We start from the raw sequence: 14,250 nt of genomic DNA, 5'->3' as shown, positions 1-14,250 counted from the left end.
CTAAGGCATTTCCACGGCCACGCCGGTCCCCCTCGGGATGATACGGAGGGGGCGCGTCCCTTCCGTGCGCAGCGGACCAATCCGGCGCCGGTCTTTTCCGCTGGGGAATGGATGGCCGCTTCCGTAGCAGCCATCCCTTGGTCTTCAGCCCCGGGCGGGCGCGGCTTCCAGCCCTCGGCGGCCACGCCGCAGCAGCAGGGTGAAGGCGAGGCCCGCGAGGGCGGTGCCAGCGCCGGCGAGGGAGACGGCGGGATAGCCGAGGCCGGCATCGATCACCGCGCCGCCCAGCGCCGCGCCCAGCGCGTTGCCGAGGTTGAAGGCGCCGATGTTCATGGCCGAGGCCAGATGCGGCGCTTCGGCCGCCTCGTGCACCACGCGCATCTGCAACGGCGGCACGAGGGCGAAACTGGCGATGCCCCAGAGGAAGACCAGCGGCACCGTGGCGACATGCGAGTGCATGCCCGGCACGAACAGCACGAGGAGCACCGCCACCGCCGTCAGCGAGCCGATGAGCGTGCCATCCAGCGAGCGGTCGGCGAAGCGCCCGCCCAGCCAGTTGCCCAGCGCGAGCCCCAGCCCGTAGACCACCAGCATGGCGGTGACGAAGCCGGAGGCGGCGCCGGTCTCCACCTGCAGGATCGGCGCGATATAGGTGAAGACCGTGAACATGGCGCTGGAGCTGACCACCGTCAGCAACAGGGCGGCGAGCACCGGGCCGCGCATGAGCACCTTGAGTTCCGAGCGCATGTCGCTCTCGCCCTGAACTTCGAGCGGAGGAAGGGAGAGGCGCACCGCCACCATGGCGACGGCACCGATGACGGCGATGCCGAAGAAAGCCGCGCGCCAGCCGATGGCCTCGCCCACCCACGCCGCGAGCGGCACGCCGCCGATGGTGGCGATGGTGAGGCCCGAGAACATGGCGGCGACCGCCCCGGCGCGCTTATGCGCCGGCACCACGCTCGCCGCCACCACCGCTCCGACGCCGAAGAAGGCGCCGTGGTTGAACGAGGTGACGATGCGGCCGGCGAGCAGCATCCAGTAGCCGTCGGCGAAGGCGGAGATGAGGTTGCCCACGGTGAAGATGCCCATGGAGAGCACCAGCAGCCGGCGGCGGGGCATGCTGGCGAAGGCCAGCGTCATGATGGGTGCGGTGACCAGAACGCCGAAGGCATAGGCGCTCACCAGCAGGCCGGCGGCGGGGATGGAGACGCCGAGGTCCATGGCGATGATCGGCAGCATCCCCATGGGGGAGAATTCTGTGACGCCGATGCCGAAGGCGCCGATGGCAAGCGCCACCAGCGGCAGGTTGATCTTCATGGGAGGAACTCCGGGGCAGATCGTGTTGTCCCGGAATATGGTTGACATTGCAGTGCAGCAATAGAGAGCATCCGAGACCAGCATCTGTGCGCCGGAGTCACGAATGGACCGCCCCGACCGGACCGGAGAGATGGCCGCCTTCCTCAAGGTCGCGTGCGCGGGAAGCCTCTCCGGGGCGGCCCGCGAGCTGGGCCTCACCCCCTCGGCGGTGAGCCGCATCCTGGCCCGCATCGAGGCGCGGCTCGGCGTGCGCCTGATGGTGCGGACCACCCGGCAGCTGCGCCTCACGGCGGAAGGCGAGGCCTATGCCCGCGCCGCCCGGCGCATCCTTGCGGATATAGACGAGACGGAGGCGGCGCTGGCCGACCGCGCCAATCCGCGCGGGCGCATCCGCGTCAGCGCCTCCATGGCCCATGGTCGCCTCGTTATTGTGCCGCTGCTCGGCGAATTCGTGGCCCGCTATCCGGATATCGAGGTGGAGATGGAGCTGAGCGACGAGATCGCCGACGTGCTCGGCGGGCGGGTGGACGTGGCCATCCGCTTCGGCCCCCTCGCCGACAGCCCGCTGACCGCCCGCCGCCTCGGCGAGACGGGTCGCACCGTCATCGCCGCGCCGGCCTATCTCGCCCGCCACGGCACGCCCCGCGTGCCGGCCGACCTCGCCCATCACAACTGCCTCGATTTCAGCTTCCGCCGCATCGAGCCCGGCTGGCCGTTCCGCGAGGACGGGCGCGACTTCATGCTGGAGGTGAAGGGCAACATCACCGCCAACAACGGCGAGACGCTGGTGCAGCTCGCCGCGCAGGGCGTGGGCATCACCCGCGTCGGCAATTTCCACATCGATGAAGCCAATGCGCGCGGCGAATTCGCCAGCGGCGCGCTGGTGCCGCTGCTCGAAGCGTTCAACCCGCAGGACAAGGAAAGCATCCACGCGGTGTTCGTGGGGGGCGCCAACACGCCGGCCCGCGTGCGCGTCTTCGTGGATTTCCTCGCCGAAAAGCTCCGCGGCGCCCATCCGGGGACGTGACGCGGCCCAAAGCCCACCGCGCGCGCTCTTGTGCGCCGGCCGCGTTCCGGCTCATCTCGCCGCCTCGGGAGAGGAAGATCCATGTCGGCGACAGAACAGAAGACCACCGCACGGCAGGACAGCACGCGCCGGCCGCCGGCGCTCCGGCGCAGCTGGCTGTTCGCGCCCGGTGGCGACAAGAGTGCACTGATGGCCGCGATGTCCTGCGGCGCGGATGCGCTGATCCAGGAACTGGAGGACTTCACGCCGCGAGAGCTTCGGGCCGCGGCGCGGTCCCTGTCTGCGGAGGTGATGGCGGCATGGCGCGCGGCGGGCATCGTGGCCTGCGTGCGCATCAATCCGTTGGAGGGCGACGGCCTCGCCGACCTCGCGGGCGTGATCGCGGGGCGACCGGACGCCATACACCTGCCCAAGATCGCCGAGCCCGAGCAGGTCATGGCGCTGGATGCGGAGATCAGCCGCCACGAGGCGCGGCTCGGCCTGCCGCCCGGCGCCATCGAGATCGTGCCCAACATCGAGACCGCGCGCGGCATCATGCAGACCTATGCCATCGCCACCGCCAGCCCGCGCGTGACGGCCGTTTTGTGCTCCACCGAGGATCTTGCGGAAGACCTCGACGCGCCGCGCAGCCGGGCGGCCGTGGAGCTGGCCTATGCCCGCCAGCGCCTGCATCTGGAAGCACGGGCGGCGAAGGTGCTCTCCATCGACTGCCCCTACACCTTTGCCGATCCCGAAGGCTGCGAGGCCGATGCCCGCGCCGGCCGGGCGCTGGGCTACAGCGCCAAGAGCGCCGTGGAGCCCGGCCACATCGCGCTCATCAACACGGTGATGACCCCTTCCGCCGCCGCTGTCGCCGAGGCGGGGGAGATCGTCGCAGCCTTCGAAGCGGCCCGCGCCGCCGGTCAGGACCGGGCGCGGCTGGGAGATTTCATCATCGAGGTGCCGTTCTATCTCTCCGCCAAGCGGCTGCTCGCGCGCGCGGCGGCGCTGGGGGAGGGCGCTCAGGCGGCTTCCGGGCGGTCCGCCATCCGGTAGCGGTTTCGGCCGTCCGCCTTGGCCTGGTAGAGGGCGATGTCGGCGCGGCGGATGGCGGAGGCGAGGGGCTCGCCGGGGGCGATCAGCGTGCCGCCGAGGCTGGCCGTGATGCGCCGCTCCTCCGGCAGCCAGGCGAAGCGCATCTGCTCCGCCCCGGTTCTCAGCGCGGCGGCGATGCGGGCGAGGGCCTCGACATCGGCGGCGGGCATCAGCAGGCAGAATTCCTCGCCGCCGATGCGGCCGCATAGATCCCCCTGGCGCGCGCAGGCTGCGAGCAGCGCGCCGAACCGCCGGATCACCTCGTCGCCGGCCGGGTGCCCGAACCTGTCGTTGATCGCCTTGAAATGATCGAGGTCGCAGAGCAGCAGGCCGATGCGGGTGCCCGGCGGCGCGGCTTCCGCGAGGCGCTCCGCGCGTTCGAGGAAGGCCGTGCGCGTGAGGACACCGGAGAGGCCGTCCCGCTCCAGCCGTCCGGTGGCCTCGGCGATGACCTCCCTCACGACGAGCGCGAGCAGCGCCACGCCGAGCATGAGCGACAGGATGCTGCCGGCTGTCTGCGAATAACGGGCATAGGCGCTCGTCAGATAGTCCCGCACCCCGTTGTCGGCACCTTCGAGGGGAATGAGCACCGCCTTCGCTGCGAACTGCAGAGCGCAGAGCCCCAGCACGCCGGCGAGGACAAGATCCACCGCCCGCCCGGGCGCGTGCCGCAGCACGGTGCCGGCGGCGAACGCGAGGATGGCCGCGAAGGGCAGTTGATAGGTCAGCGCCTGCGCCCAGCCTCCGCGCGGCAGGTCGACGCCCGCAAGCGCCGTGAAGACCACCGCGAGGAGCGCCGCCGCGCCGAGCCAGCCGAGGTGCGAATCAGGTCGGTAGTGGCGCCGCAGCCCCGCCGCGATCAGGGACAGCGCCGCCATGAGCGATCCGAACGAGAGGGTCGAGGCGAGCCTGACCGAGGGGATGTCCCGCGCCAGCGCCTCGATGAGGACGGTGGCGGCGGCGCAGACGAAGGCCGTGGCGCACCAGCGCCCCAGCTCCACCGACGAGCGCCAGGTGGTTCCAAGGAACGCCGCTGCGAATGTCAGGCCGATCGCGCCATTGATGAGCAGAAGGAATGTGGCGTCGGTCAATTTGGCGTCGGTCATGGCGCCCAGTGTGTCGCTCCCGTCCCGGTCGCCGTCGCGGCGCGTTGCATAGTTACCACATCGGCCAGCGAACCATCATGGCCCATTGGCCCGTCCGGCTGGTCGCGGAGGGTGGCGGTAACCGGGGCGGGCGATCTAACTATCGGATATCGCGGTATGAATTCCGTAGGTTGGCAAAAGTTCCCGTCATCTCCATACCGCCAGTTTAGAGATATTCTATATCAATAAGGGGGCCGACCTGATTGACAAAGCATGGCCACTCGCCCCCAATCCGGCCTCGTTAGCGGCGATTTGCGGGTCTTTTTCAGCCTTGCGGAAGGCCGCGCTGTAACATGGTAGTCGCGCCGGCGCGGTAGGGCAGTTCGGGCCTTCTGCTGCGCTCCTTCTGCCGATGGGGGAATTTAAGATGCTGGACACCGTGTTTCGGACCGCCGCCCGCGGCAGCCGCGGGGACCTTCCGGGTACGCGGACCCTCCTTGCCCGCTATCTCCTCGCCGGCGTCGCCGCCGGTGCGCTGCTGGGCGCACCCCTGCTCGGCACCGCGCACGCGGCCGACGTGGCGACCAAGGCGCCGGCCGCAGCCGCTCCCGCCGAGGAGGAGGCAGAGCCCTCCATCGCCCCGCAGCTCGGCTGGCTGGGCGACTGGGGCGGCTACCGTCCCAAGCTCGCCGAAGCGGGCATCAAGATCGGCGTGAACTATATCGGCGAACTCTGGCGCAACACCGAGGGCGGCCTCGGCACCGGCACCGCCTACAACGGCCGCTTCCAGTTCTCTCTCGATGCGGACCTCGACAAGCTGTTCAACTGGAAGGGCGCGACCTTCCACGCCAGCGTGCTGCAGATCCAGGGCTCGGGCTTCTCCGGCCAGTATCTCGGCAACATCATGGGCGTCAGCAACGTGGACGCCCTCTCCACCACCCGCCTGTTCGAGCTCTACATCGAGCAGGCGTTCGGCGACGGAAAGTCCTCCATCCGCTTCGGCCAGCTCTCCGCCGATTCGGAATTCGCCATCTCGGACAACGGCTCGCTGTTCCTGAATTCGACGTTCGGCTGGCCGGCTCTGTTTGCCGCCGATCTGCCGAGCGGCGGCCCCGCCTATCCCCTCGCCACCCCCGGCGTGCGCGTGAAGTGGGTGCCGAACGACGAGTGGACCGTTCTCGTCGGCCTCTTCAACGGCAACCCCGCGCCCTGCTGCGGCGACCCTCAGGAAGAGAACAAGTACGGCCTGAACTTCATCGTCGATCAGGGCGTGTTCGTGATCGGCGAAGTGGCCTACAGCTACAACAAGGCGGAGAACGCCGCCTGGCTGCCCGGCACCGTGAAGGTGGGTGGCTGGTACAATTCCAATTCGTTCAACAGCCAAGTCTACGACATCTTCGGCGTGCCGCTGGCGAGCCCCGCTTCCATCGGCCTCCCCAACCAGATCCAGGGTGACTACGCCTTCTACGCCATCATCGACCAGATGATCTGGCGCAAGCCCGGCACCAAGGACAAGGGCATCAGCGTCTTCGGGCGCGTGACGGCGGCCCCCAGCGAGCAGAACCAGCTCGGCTTCTACTGGGATGGCGGCATCACCTTCAAGGGCCTCGTCCCGGGCCGCGAGGACGACTCGTTCGGCGTCGCCTTCGGCAATGCGCGGGTGACCAACGCGGCCCAGCAGGCCGACCTCTACACCGCGCTCTACAACGGGTCTTACTATCCCATCCGCAGCAGCGAGACGGTGCTTGAAGTGACCTATTCGGCGCAGGTGATGCCCGGTTGGACCATCCAGCCCGACTTCCAGTACATCTGGAACCCCGGCGGCGGCGTGCTGAACCCGAACGATCCCCTCGGCATCTCGCTGGTGAAGAATGCCGCCGTGTTCGGTGTGCGCACCACCATCAACTACTGAGCATTCCAAGAAAAAGCCGGGCGGCCGCGAGGTCGCCCGGCTTTTTTGCGTCCGGCGTCGTGGCTGGTGCTCAATCTGCGGCGGGAGCCACCTCGAACAGGCAGTGGTCGAAGCCCTCGGCGGCGCATTGCACCTCGCGGGCCTGAAGCCGGCGCGGCGCGCCCGCCTGCTCGCAGACGAACTCCAGCGCTCCGGCCAGCCACGGCACGAACATGTAGCAGAGCTTGCGGCCCGCGCCCTTGGTCGCCTCGGTGACGAAGGAGGAGTGATCCAGCCGGATCGTCCCCGTCCCTGCCACCGGGTCCAGCGCGAGGATGGAGAAGCGCCCCCAGCCGCGCTGCGACAGCCGTTTCATGTAGTGCGCGAACACGTCGGTGCCGGCGAGGCCATAGACCTGCGCCTGCCGCTCGCACCACACGAAGGCCGAGAGCCGGCCGGCGGGCGCGAGCGTCGCGTCGAACGCCTCCGCCCCCAGCGCCGCCTCGATGGCGAAGTGGTTGTTGTTGTAGAAGTGCTGCGGCACCAGGATCATGGGCATCTTGTCCACGAACCAGCGGCCGGTCTCGGGGTCCACGTCGATCTCGATTTCAGGCTTCGCCATCAGGGCCTCGCTAGGGTGCGGCGACTCACTTCCCCCACACATCCTTCAGCAATTGCAGCCAGTTTCCACCCATCACCTTCTCGATGCGCCCCGTGGACCAGCCCCGCTTCTCCATCGCCGCCGTGAGGTTGGGGAAGTCGCCGATCACGCGGAAGCCCTCGGGATTGATGACCTCGCCGAAGTCGGTGAGCTTGCGGCCATTGCCCTTGTCGTGGGTGATCCAGTCGAAGAAGGGCTTGCCATAGCCCTGGGTGAAGTCGGTGCCCACGCCCACCATGTCCTCGCCGGCGATGTCGATGACATATTCCATCGCCTCCACATAGTCCGCCACGGTGGAGGCCGGCCCCTTCTTCAGGAAGGGCGGGAACATGGTGACGCCGATGAAGCCGCCCTTGTCGGCGATGAAGCGCAGCTGCTCGTCGGTCTTGTTGCGCGGGTGGGCCTTGAGGCCGGCCGGCAGGCAGTGGGAATAGGCGACGCGCTGTTTGGAGGCGAGGATGGTGTCTTCCGAGGTCTTCGGGCCGACGTGGGAGAGGTCGCACAGGATGCCGAGGCGGTTCATCTCCGCCACCACGTCGCGGCCGAAGTCGGAGAGGCCGCTGTCGCGGCCCTCGTAGCAGCCGGAGCCCACCCAGTTCTGGGTGTTGTAGGTCATCTGGATGATGCGCACGCCCAGCTCGTGGAACAGCTCGAGATATTCCAGGTGGTCCTCGATGGCGGTGGTGTTCTGCCAGCCGAGGATGATGCCGGTCTTGCCCTCCTCTTTCGCTCTCAGGATGTCGGCGGTGGTGTAGACCTGCGAGATGAGGTCCGCATTCGCCGCGAAATCCTTCTTCCACCGGGCGATGTTGCGCATCGTCTCGGTGAAGTTGTCCCAGATGGAGCAGGTGCAGTTGGCGGCGGTGAGGCCACCCTTGCGCATGTCCTCGAAGACGGGACGGGAGAAGTCGGAGATGATGAGCCCGTCGATGACGATGAGCTTGTCGTGAAGGTCGGACACCGGGTTTTCCCCTTTATTGGAAACGAAATTCAGGATGGCTCAGGCGGCCACCAGCGTTCCGGCGTTTGGGTGCCAGGAGACGCGCACGGGCTGGCCGGGCTTGAGCGGGGCGGGGCCGCCGACGGCGGGTGAGGGGCGGCGGGCGATGAGGGCGAGGCCGGAGGCGGTGGCCACGCGATAGTCGATGACGAGGCCGCGATAGGTCGCGAGCTCCACCACGGCGGGAAGGGCGTTGTGGTCCTCCTCCGCGCCGTCCAGCACCAGCCGCTCCGGCCGCACGGCGAGGGAGAGGTCGCCGGAGAGGCCCGCCGGATCGACACGCACTTCCTCGCCGCTCGCCAGCCGGAAGCGGCCGACACCGGCGAGTTCGCCGGACAGCAGGTTCGTCACGCCCATGAACTCGGCGGCGAAGCGCGAGGCGGGGCGGCCAAAGAGGTCGTCCGGCGAGCCCTGCTGCTCGATCCTGCCATTGCGCATGAGCACTACGCGATCAGCCACCGACAGTGCCTCGTCCTGATCATGGGTGACGAAGATGGTGGTGATGCCGAGCTGCTGCTGCAGGGTGCGGATCTCCGTCTTCATCTCGTGGCGCAGCTGGGCGTCGAGATTGGAGAGCGGCTCGTCCAGCAGCAGCACGTCCGGCTCGATCACCAGGGCGCGGGCCAGCGCCACGCGCTGCTGCTGGCCGCCGGAGAGCTGCTTGGGCAGGCGCTCGGCGAGGTGGGAGAGCTTCACCCGGTCGAGGGCCGTCTTTACCTTCGCCGAGATCTCCGCCTTGGGGAGCTTGCGCATCTGAAGCCCGAAGGCGACGTTTTCGGCCACGCTCATGTGCGGAAACAAAGCATAGTTCTGGAAGCCGAAGCCCATGTTGCGCTTGTTCGGCGGCAGGTGGGTGAGGTCGCGCCCGCCCACGAGGATGCGTCCCTCGGTGACCGGGATGAAGCCGCCCACCATGCGCAGCGTCGTGGTCTTGCCGCAGCCGGAGGGGCCGAGCAGCGCGACGAGTTCGCCCTCGCCGATGGTGAGGGAGACATGGTCCACGGCGGTCATGGCGTCGTAGCGCTTGACGATGGATTGCAGCACGACATCGGACATGAGCACGCTCCTCAGAAGGCGCGGGAGAGGCGGGCGTAGCGATCCGACACGAGGAGCAGCACGCCGATGATGAGGATCTGCACGGTGGCCACCGCCGCCACCGTCGAATCCAGGTTCCATTCGAGATAGGAGACGAGCGCGATCTGCAGCGTGGTGCGCCCCGGCCCCACGAGGAAGATCGATTTCTCCAGATCGATGAAGGAGATGACGAAGGAGAAGAGCGCCGCCGCCACGATACCCGGCTTGATGATGGGCAGCGTCACCCGGAAGAAGGTGGTGAGCCGCCCCGCCCCCAGCGATTGCGCCGCTTCCTCATAGGACGGGCTCATGCCCACCAGTGAGGCGGTGACGAGCCGCACGGTCCACGGCAAGGCGATGAGGCCGTGGGCGACGAACAGGCCCGGCAGGGTGCCGGAAATGTCCACGTCCAGCAGGATCTCCAGCTCGATGAAGGCCATGAACAGCGCGGCGCCCCCGACGATGCCCGGCACCACCATGGGCGAGAGCAGAAGCGTCTGGATGGCATCGCGCCCGGGGAAGCGGTAGCGCACCAGCGCGAGGCTCGCCGGCACGCCGAGCGCCAGCGAGAGGGCCACCGCCACCAGCGCCGTCTCGACGCTGGTGATGAAGCCGTTGCGGAAGGAGTCGAGCTGCCAGGCGCGCGCGTACCAGTCCAGCGTGTAGCCCGTCGCCGGGAAGGACAGGATGCGGTTGGCGAAGAAGCTGACCCAGATCACCGCGCCCAGCGGCAGCACCACGAAGGCGAGCACGAGGGCGGTGATGGCGGCATAGATGCGGTTGACGGCGAGAAGTCCCATCGGTTCCTCACTCGCTCCAGCGCCGGTAACGGCGCTGCACCAGGACGTTGGCGGTGGTGGTGAGCACCAAAGTCACCGCCATCAGCACGAAGGCGAGCGCCGCGCCGAACGGCCAGTTCATGGCTTTCGCCACCTGCTGGTAGACGGTGGGCGCCATCATGTGGAAGCTCGGCCCGCCGATGAGGACGGGCGTCGCATAGGCGTTCATGGAGAGGATGAAGCAGAGCATCGTCCCGGCGAGGATGCCGGGCAGAGCGAGCGGCAGCACCACGCGCCACAGCACCGTGAGGTGGGAGGCGCCCAGCGACTGGGCGGCGGACTCAAGGTTCGCGTCGATGCCCTCGATGACGCTCTGGAGCGTGACGATCATGAAGGGCAAGAGCACCGAGACGAGGCCGATGACCACGGCGGTGGGCGTGTACATGAGCTTCACCGGCGAGAGGCCGACGGCACCGACCACGGCGTTGAACAGCCCCTTGTCGCCGAGGATGACCATCCACGCCGCCGTCCGCACCGCATTGCCCATCAGGAGGGGCAGCACGATGAGCAGGAGCAGCCGCCCCTTCCACTTGTCGCTGGCCTGCCGCACCAGGAAATAGGCGACCGGGAAGCCCGCCACGAGGCACAGCAGGGTGGAGAGGGCGGAGATCCACAGCGTGGTGCCCAGCACCTCCTGATAGAAGCTGTCGGCGAAGAAGCGGGCGTAGTTGTCCAGCGTCAGCGCCTCCACCATCATCTGCCCCGGCACGAACCGGTTCAGCGAATAGCGGAACATGAGCGCCAGAGGCCCCATCAGCGCGACCAGCACGAAGATCGTGGCCGGCGCCGTGAGGCCGTAGGCGGGGGCGAGCCGCCGCCCCTCCCGCCCGCGCGGTGCGGGCGGAGACGTTGTTGCCACCGGCGCGGTGGCGCCGGAGCTTGCGGAGGAGGTCATGGGGGCCTCGCTCAGCGGGCGATGTTCTTGTTCCACCACTCCAGCCATTCCGCCGTATTCTTGGCTACGTGCGCGTAATCGGGGAACTTCAGTGCGGCGGCCTCGGCGGCGGTGAAGTCCACCTTCGCCTTGAGTTCGGGCGAAAGCTCCGCCTTGCCGTTGGCCGGGGCGTAGAAGCTCGCGCCGGCAAGGCCGGCCATGGCCTTGGGGTCCAGCATGGCGTTGAAATAGATGTAGGACAAATCCGGGCTCGGCGCCTTCTTCGGCAGGGCGGCGCCGAACATCACGGCGATGGCGCCCTCGGAGGGATAGCCGATGGCGAGGGGCGCGCCGTCATTGGCCCATTGCAGGCCGCGCGCCTTGTAGTTCACCGCGATGTCCACCTCCCCATTGACGAGGCCGGCGCCGAGCTGCTGGTGCGCGGCGTAGATGCGCGGCTGGGTGAGTTCCTTCAGCTCGATGAGGCGGGCCTTGCCTTCCTCGGTATTGGTGACGTTGCCGCCCTTAATCAGGCCAGCCATCATGATGTAGTTGAAATAGAGCTGGTTGGTGAGGCCGATCTTGCCAGCCCATTTCTTGTCCCACAGCTCGGCATAGGACTTGGGCGGGTTCGGCACCTTGTCCTTGTTGTAGATGATGGTCACGCCGCTGTAGAGCCACGGCACGAAGAAGGGCTTGGACTTCAGCGCGGGGACGACGTTCGCGTAGTTCGGCACCTTGGAGAAGTCGATGTTCTCGATCACCTCCTGCCCGTACAGCTCGACGCTGTCGCCCTCGTTGATGTGGATGACGTCGATGGTGCCGCGGCGCAGCCGCTTCTCGGCGATCAGCTTCGCCTTGCGCTCGGGCTCCATGCCGAGGTCGCGGACGATCTTGATGCCCTGGCTCTCCACGAGCGGGGCTTCCACGAACTTGATGGTGCGCTCGTTCCAGTCGCCGCCCCAGTTGGAGACGACGAGGGTCTTGTCCTGCGCGCGGGCGAGGCCGGGCATGGCAAGGGCGGTGGCGCCCGCGCCGAGGCCGGCAAGGACGGCACGGCGGGAGGGGGCGCCGGTGAGCTGGGTAATGAGCTTGGTCATGTTCGCCTCTGGATTATGATTTGAAGTCGAACGCTTAAAGCCGGCGGCGCGGGAGGCGCCACCGGCAGGTCTTTTCAGAAGTACTTCGGCCTCACGCGGCCGCCTTGGACTTGCCGCCCGCCTCGTCGAGATAGGCGATGCAGCGCTCCAGCGGTTCCACGTCGGCGAACTTGGCGTCGATGTCGAACAGGTTCCACGCCACCGCGCCGGGCACGCGATCACCGATGCATTCCTTCACCGCGATGGTGCGGAAGCCTTCCGCAAGGCCGTCGCACAAAGTGGTGCGCACGCAGGCCGAGGCGGTGACGCCGGTGACGAGGATGGTGTCCACGTTGTTGGCGCGCAGGAAGCCGGCGAGGTAGGTGCCGTGGAAGGCCGAGGCCCGCTTCTTGATGAGCACCTGCTCGCCCGCCACCGGCTCGATGCGGCTGTCGATGGCCCACAGCTCGGGCTTGGCCTGATCCACCACCTCGATCGGGATCTTGTGGTGCCACAGACCCATGTCGGTGGCGGCCTTGGTTTCGTCCGTCACCTGATAGCAGGTGGTGACATGAACCACCGGATGGCCGTTGCGACGGCAGGCGGCGAGCAGCGCCTGCACGCCGGGGATGATCTGGTCGTCGATCTTCTCGCAGGTGAACGGGTTGCCCGGGCGGGTCCACGCATTGGCGAGGTCCACATTGATGAGCGCCGGCCGCCGGCCGAAGCCGACCCGCCGCTGGAAGCCGTTGCGCTGGTAAAGCTGGGTTGCCTGCTCGAAGGCGCGCGTCAGCGCTGCGTCGAGGTCTTCCTCGAAGGCCATGTCCTTGATCCCTGATGGTTTTGTGCCCGTTGCCACCGGGCTCGCAGGGAGAAGATTGGGCGAGGTCAGTCGGATTGGGAAATTCTAATTTCGGCGCTATTGATATCTTTTGTGGTATTAATAGGCATGCGCTTCGATCTCCGCCACGTCCGCTGCTTCGTGATCCTCGCCGAGGAGCTGCATTTCGGCCGCGCCGCCCAGCGCGCCCACATGACCCAGCCGGGCATGAGCCGCCTCATCCGCGATCTGGAGCAGGATGTCGGCGTGCCGCTGTTTGCCCGCACCACCCGCACCGTGGTGCTCACCGAGGCGGGCAAGGCCTTCCTTGCGGAAAGCCGAGAGGCGCTGGCGCGGCTGGAGCGGGCGGTGACCAGCGCGCGGCGCACCGCGGGCGGCGAGGTGGGCGTGCTGCGCATCGGCTACATGGACTTCGCCATCAACGGCCGCCTGCCGGAATTCCTGAACGCCTTCAGCCGCTACCGGCCGGAGATCCGGCTGGAGCTGTCGTTCACCCCGACGCTTCAGCAGCAGGAGGCGCTCCTCGTGGAGCGCATCGACATCGGCTTCATGATCGGGCCGTTCGAGGAGGCGGGCATGGAGAGCTACACCTTCGACGACCATCGCTACGTGGCGCTGCTCCCCATCACCCATCCCCTCTCTAACGTGCGGGTGCTGCGCCTCGCCGACCTTGCCGACCAGCCGTTCGTGCTGGGCTCCGGCGAGAACTGGGGCGCCTTCCGCACCGCCTTCTTCGCCGTCTGCCACCGCGCCGGATTCACCCCGCGCATCGTGCAGGAGGCGTCGTCCTCCGAAGGCATTTTCGGGCTGGTGGCGGCGGGGGCGGGGGTTTCGGTCTATGCGAGCTGCGTGCGCAACCTGCAGCGGCGCGGCATCGTCATCCGCGATCTCGACGACGTGGCCGACAAGCTCATCACCTGCGCCGCCTGGGCCACTCCGGTGCGCGCGCCGGCGGTGACGGTCTTCACCGATTACATGCGGCGGGTGTGGGGCGGGACCTGAGCGTTGCTTTCGCTCAGGCGCCGCGTGGGGGGCGTTGCCTCCGCTCAAGCGCCGCGCGGGTTTTTGACATTGCTTTCGCTCAAGCGCCGCGCGGGCTTCTGGGGCAGCGCAGCCCCCTCAGCGCGCCTTCGGATAGAGCGGGGCGAGGCCCCGCGCGGTGCGTGCCTTCGTCGGCTTCAGGGCAGCCTTACGCTCGGCGGCGAAGGCGGAGCGGAAGCCGCGGCCGTCCCAGGTGTCGCCTTCCCCTGCATAAAGGTGGCGGCTGACTTCATGCAGCGCCGCCGCCATGGCCGGAGTGCGGGCTGAGGCGGTGCCCGAATGGCCCGGCCCTGAGGCGCGGTTCCAGTCGAGATAGGCGCGATAGGCGGCCGTGGCGTGGCCGGCCTTGCACGCGGCTTCCACCGCACCGGCGGCGGCCCTTTCATCCGGCGCTATCACCCTCGGCCGGCGCACGGCGGGGCGCGTCGGTGTCGGGCGGCCGGGCCT

14 protein-coding genes are annotated in these 14,250 nt (G+C 68.1%); 4 read left to right on the top strand and 10 right to left on the bottom strand.

Annotated features, from left to right (window positions below; all coding sequences use genetic code 11):
* Nucleotides 1–144: 144 nt before the first annotated feature.
* Nucleotides 145–1,317, bottom strand: coding sequence for an MFS transporter (locus ACE3QW_RS20275; protein ID WP_374253583.1), 1,173 nt, complete (start codon nucleotides 1,315–1,317; stop codon nucleotides 145–147).
* Nucleotides 1,318–1,420: 103 nt separating this feature from the next.
* On the opposite strand from ACE3QW_RS20275, the gene ACE3QW_RS20270 reads away from it, so the two are divergent.
* Both ACE3QW_RS20270 and ACE3QW_RS20265 read left to right on the top strand, forming a co-directional pair.
* Entirely contained in the window at nucleotides 1,421–2,344 is a 924-nt protein-coding gene (locus ACE3QW_RS20270; RefSeq protein WP_374253581.1) for a LysR family transcriptional regulator, read from the top strand.
* An 81-nt stretch (nucleotides 2,345–2,425) separates the two neighbouring features.
* Entirely contained in the window at nucleotides 2,426–3,379 is a 954-nt protein-coding gene (locus ACE3QW_RS20265) for a CoA ester lyase (RefSeq protein ID WP_374253579.1), read from the top strand.
* Here the strand turns inward: ACE3QW_RS20265 and ACE3QW_RS20260 are convergent.
* Complete coding sequence (locus tag ACE3QW_RS20260; RefSeq protein WP_374253577.1) at nucleotides 3,346–4,524, bottom strand: diguanylate cyclase; 1,179 nt, start codon at nucleotides 4,522–4,524, stop codon at nucleotides 3,346–3,348. The two genes, ACE3QW_RS20265 and ACE3QW_RS20260, sit on opposite strands and share 34 nt — an antisense overlap.
* A 406-nt stretch (nucleotides 4,525–4,930) precedes the next feature.
* Here ACE3QW_RS20260 and ACE3QW_RS20255 point away from each other — a divergent pair, with 406 nt between their 5' ends.
* On the top strand, nucleotides 4,931–6,415 hold the full coding sequence (locus tag ACE3QW_RS20255) for a carbohydrate porin (protein WP_374253575.1): 1,485 nt from the start codon (nucleotides 4,931–4,933) through the stop codon (nucleotides 6,413–6,415).
* 70 nt (nucleotides 6,416–6,485) lie between these two features.
* On the opposite strand, the gene ACE3QW_RS20250 is transcribed toward ACE3QW_RS20255, so the two are convergent.
* From ACE3QW_RS20250 to ACE3QW_RS20220, 7 genes are all read right to left on the bottom strand, one after another.
* Nucleotides 6,486–7,016 (bottom strand): DUF5943 domain-containing protein, encoded by a 531-nt coding sequence (locus ACE3QW_RS20250; protein WP_374253573.1) that lies wholly within the window; start codon nucleotides 7,014–7,016, stop codon nucleotides 6,486–6,488.
* Between the two features lie 25 nt (nucleotides 7,017–7,041).
* Complete coding sequence (locus tag ACE3QW_RS20245) at nucleotides 7,042–8,016, bottom strand: dipeptidase (RefSeq protein WP_374253571.1); 975 nt, start codon at nucleotides 8,014–8,016, stop codon at nucleotides 7,042–7,044.
* A gap of 39 nt (nucleotides 8,017–8,055) precedes the next feature.
* On the bottom strand, nucleotides 8,056–9,111 hold the full coding sequence (locus ACE3QW_RS20240) for an ABC transporter ATP-binding protein (protein ID WP_374253569.1): 1,056 nt from the start codon (nucleotides 9,109–9,111) through the stop codon (nucleotides 8,056–8,058).
* Between the two features lie 11 nt (nucleotides 9,112–9,122).
* Nucleotides 9,123–9,929 (bottom strand): ABC transporter permease, encoded by an 807-nt coding sequence (locus tag ACE3QW_RS20235; RefSeq protein WP_029554920.1) that lies wholly within the window; start codon nucleotides 9,927–9,929, stop codon nucleotides 9,123–9,125.
* Nucleotides 9,930–9,936: 7 nt separating this feature from the next.
* The gene (locus ACE3QW_RS20230) at nucleotides 9,937–10,863 is read right to left on the bottom strand and encodes an ABC transporter permease (protein WP_374253567.1); all 927 of its coding nucleotides are present in this window, start codon (nucleotides 10,861–10,863) and stop codon (nucleotides 9,937–9,939) included.
* Nucleotides 10,864–10,874: 11 nt separating this feature from the next.
* Nucleotides 10,875–11,942 (bottom strand): PotD/PotF family extracellular solute-binding protein, encoded by a 1,068-nt coding sequence (locus ACE3QW_RS20225; RefSeq protein WP_250166294.1) that lies wholly within the window; start codon nucleotides 11,940–11,942, stop codon nucleotides 10,875–10,877.
* A gap of 91 nt (nucleotides 11,943–12,033) precedes the next feature.
* The gene (locus ACE3QW_RS20220) at nucleotides 12,034–12,744 is read right to left on the bottom strand and encodes an isochorismatase family protein (protein ID WP_250166295.1); all 711 of its coding nucleotides are present in this window, start codon (nucleotides 12,742–12,744) and stop codon (nucleotides 12,034–12,036) included.
* Between the two features lie 126 nt (nucleotides 12,745–12,870).
* On the opposite strand from ACE3QW_RS20220, the gene ACE3QW_RS20215 reads away from it, so the two are divergent.
* Nucleotides 12,871–13,764 carry a LysR substrate-binding domain-containing protein gene (locus tag ACE3QW_RS20215; protein ID WP_250166296.1) on the top strand — a complete coding sequence of 298 codons (894 nt, stop codon included), beginning with the start codon at nucleotides 12,871–12,873 and terminating at the stop codon, nucleotides 13,762–13,764.
* A gap of 117 nt (nucleotides 13,765–13,881) precedes the next feature.
* On the opposite strand, the gene ACE3QW_RS20210 is transcribed toward ACE3QW_RS20215, so the two are convergent.
* The coding region (locus ACE3QW_RS20210; RefSeq protein ID WP_374253566.1) for a hypothetical protein at nucleotides 13,882–14,250 on the bottom strand (369 nt) is incomplete at its 5' end.

Source organism: Xanthobacter sp., from assembly GCF_041911315.1.
Taxonomy (GTDB): domain Bacteria; phylum Pseudomonadota; class Alphaproteobacteria; order Rhizobiales; family Xanthobacteraceae; genus Xanthobacter; species Xanthobacter aminoxidans.
The sequence above is the reverse complement of the archived record's forward strand: the minus strand, read 5'-3'. Positions and strand labels throughout refer to the sequence as shown.

Excerpts from the sequence above, each read along its gene's own strand:
- ACE3QW_RS20275 (WP_374253583.1), bottom strand. The coding sequence starts at position 1,317 with ATGAAGATCAACCTGCCGCTGGTGGCGCTTGCCATCGGCGCCTTCGGC.
- ACE3QW_RS20270 (WP_374253581.1), top strand. The coding sequence starts at position 1,421 with ATGGACCGCCCCGACCGGACCGGAGAGATGGCCGCCTTCCTCAAGGTC.
- ACE3QW_RS20265 (WP_374253579.1), top strand. The coding sequence starts at position 2,426 with ATGTCGGCGACAGAACAGAAGACCACCGCACGGCAGGACAGCACGCGC.
- ACE3QW_RS20260 (WP_374253577.1), bottom strand. The coding sequence starts at position 4,524 with ATGACCGACGCCAAATTGACCGACGCCACATTCCTTCTGCTCATCAAT.
- ACE3QW_RS20255 (WP_374253575.1), top strand. The coding sequence starts at position 4,931 with ATGCTGGACACCGTGTTTCGGACCGCCGCCCGCGGCAGCCGCGGGGAC.
- ACE3QW_RS20250 (WP_374253573.1), bottom strand. The coding sequence starts at position 7,016 with ATGGCGAAGCCTGAAATCGAGATCGACGTGGACCCCGAGACCGGCCGC.
- ACE3QW_RS20240 (WP_374253569.1), bottom strand. The coding sequence starts at position 9,111 with ATGTCCGATGTCGTGCTGCAATCCATCGTCAAGCGCTACGACGCCATG.
- ACE3QW_RS20235 (WP_029554920.1), bottom strand. The coding sequence starts at position 9,929 with ATGGGACTTCTCGCCGTCAACCGCATCTATGCCGCCATCACCGCCCTC.
- ACE3QW_RS20230 (WP_374253567.1), bottom strand. The coding sequence starts at position 10,863 with ATGACCTCCTCCGCAAGCTCCGGCGCCACCGCGCCGGTGGCAACAACG.
- ACE3QW_RS20225 (WP_250166294.1), bottom strand. The coding sequence starts at position 11,942 with ATGACCAAGCTCATTACCCAGCTCACCGGCGCCCCCTCCCGCCGTGCC.
- ACE3QW_RS20220 (WP_250166295.1), bottom strand. The coding sequence starts at position 12,744 with ATGGCCTTCGAGGAAGACCTCGACGCAGCGCTGACGCGCGCCTTCGAG.
- ACE3QW_RS20215 (WP_250166296.1), top strand. The coding sequence starts at position 12,871 with ATGCGCTTCGATCTCCGCCACGTCCGCTGCTTCGTGATCCTCGCCGAG.